Annotated in this window: 1 protein-coding gene and 1 pseudogene; both read right to left on the reverse strand. The window is 66.9% G+C overall.

What is annotated here, in order from left to right; genetic code table 11:
• The coding region (locus A8V01_RS27925) for a PHP domain-containing protein (RefSeq protein WP_245892867.1) at positions 1 to 1,562 on the reverse strand (1,562 nt) is incomplete at its 3' end.
• Positions 1,559 to 1,773: pseudogene (locus A8V01_RS27930) on the reverse strand (DNA polymerase Y family protein); the annotation flags it as partial. The pseudogene A8V01_RS27930 and the gene A8V01_RS27925, both read right to left, overlap by 4 nt.

Here is a 1,773-nt window from a genome sequence, read left to right on the forward strand (position 1 = left end):
ATGACGTGGATCACCTCGCCCTCCTTCTGGACCCGGCCCTTGAGCCCCACCATCGATGCGGACATCACCGTGCGGCGCTGGGCTTCGAAGCGATCGGGCCACAGGATCCCGTTGGCGATGCCTGTCTCGTCCTCGATGGTGATGAAGAGCACGCCCTTGGCCGAGCCGGGCTTCTGGCGCACCAGGATGATGTCCGACATGTCGAGGTTGAGTTCCTCGGCCTGCTTCTCGCCGACGCCTTCGGCCGACCAGCCCCAGACCAGGCCTGCGAGCGACGAGGTCAGATCCTCGGGCAGGCCCATGGCCTTGCCGACATCGCGCACCGCGCCGCGCGCGCGGAAGCGGGTGATGACTGCGGTCAGCGCCGCCCGGTCGCGCCCGTAAGTCTCGAAGATCCACTGGATGATCTCCTCGCGTCGTTCATGCTCGAAATCGACGTCGATGTCGGGCGGCTCGCGCCGCTCGCCCGAGACGAAGCGTTCGAAGAGCAGCTCGTGCTTGATCGGATCGATCGAGGTGACGCCCAGCACGAAGCAGACGCAGGAGTTCGCCGCCGATCCGCGCCCCTGGCAAAGGATGCCGCGGCGCCGCGCCTCGGCGACGATCGAATGGACGGTGAGAAAATAGGGCGCGTAGTTCAGCTCGGCGATGAGTTTCAGCTCATGGGCAATCTGGTCACGGTAGTCTTGCGGTGGACTACCGTCGAACATGGCGTCGAGCGCCTCGTGCGCCATCGTCTCCAGCGCCTGCTGCGCGGTCAGGCCTTCGATCACCTTCTCCTGCGGGTAGTGGTAAGTGAGATCGCTCAATGAGAAGGTGCAGGCCTCGGCGATATCCACGCTGGCCCGCAGGGCATCGGGATAGGCGGCGAAACGCCGCTGCATCTCCTCCGCAGACTTGAGCGCGCGATCGGCATTGACCTCGCGGCGATAGCCAAGGTCATCGACCCGGCAGTTGTGCCGGATCGCGGTCACCACGTCCTGCAGGAGCCGGGCATCGGGCGCATGGTAGAGCACGTCGCCAGTGACGACGCCGCGCACGCCGGCCTCGCTCGCCTGCCGTGCCAGCGCATCAATCCGCACTGCGTCGTCGGGCCGGCGGCGCTGGGACAGGGCCATATGCGCGCGTCGTCCATAGACGGACCGCAGATCGGCCAGTGCCGCAGCATTCTCGGCGTCGGCTTCGTGCGGCAGGAGAATGGCGATCACGCCCTCGGACCAGGCTTCAAGTTCGTGCCAGTGCAGCAGGCACACGCCCTTCCCTGCCCGGCGCTTGCCGATGGTGAGGAGGCGCGTGATCCGGGACCACGCCTTCCGGTCGGTCGGATAAAGGAGCAGCCGGCGATCACAAGACAGATCGACCCGCGTCCCGGCGATGAGGCGCACGCCGGTTGCCTTCTCGGCTTCCCAGGCGCGCACCACGCCCGCGACACTGCCAAGGTCGGCAATGCCGACGGCGGGATACCCGAGTTTCGCCGCGACCGAGAACAGTTCGTCCGGGCTCGAGGCGCCGCGCAGGAACGAGAAGTGCGTCAGCACCTGGAGTTCGACATAGGCGGTCATGCGAAGATCCCGTGCATCCACCACGAGAGATCGCCGGTCTCGCCGGCAACGCCGTCGCCACGGCGGAACACCCAGTAGCGCCCACCCGTCTCGTCCTCGACCCGGTAGTAGTCGCGCACAGCCCAGACTTCGGCATTGCGCCGCCACCATTCGCCATGGATGCGCTCCGGCCCGTCGCCGGCCACGACCTTGTAGGACCGGCCTCGCCACT

The organism is Novosphingobium guangzhouense (assembly GCF_002896965.1).
In the GTDB taxonomy this organism is placed as follows: domain Bacteria; phylum Pseudomonadota; class Alphaproteobacteria; order Sphingomonadales; family Sphingomonadaceae; genus Novosphingobium; species Novosphingobium guangzhouense.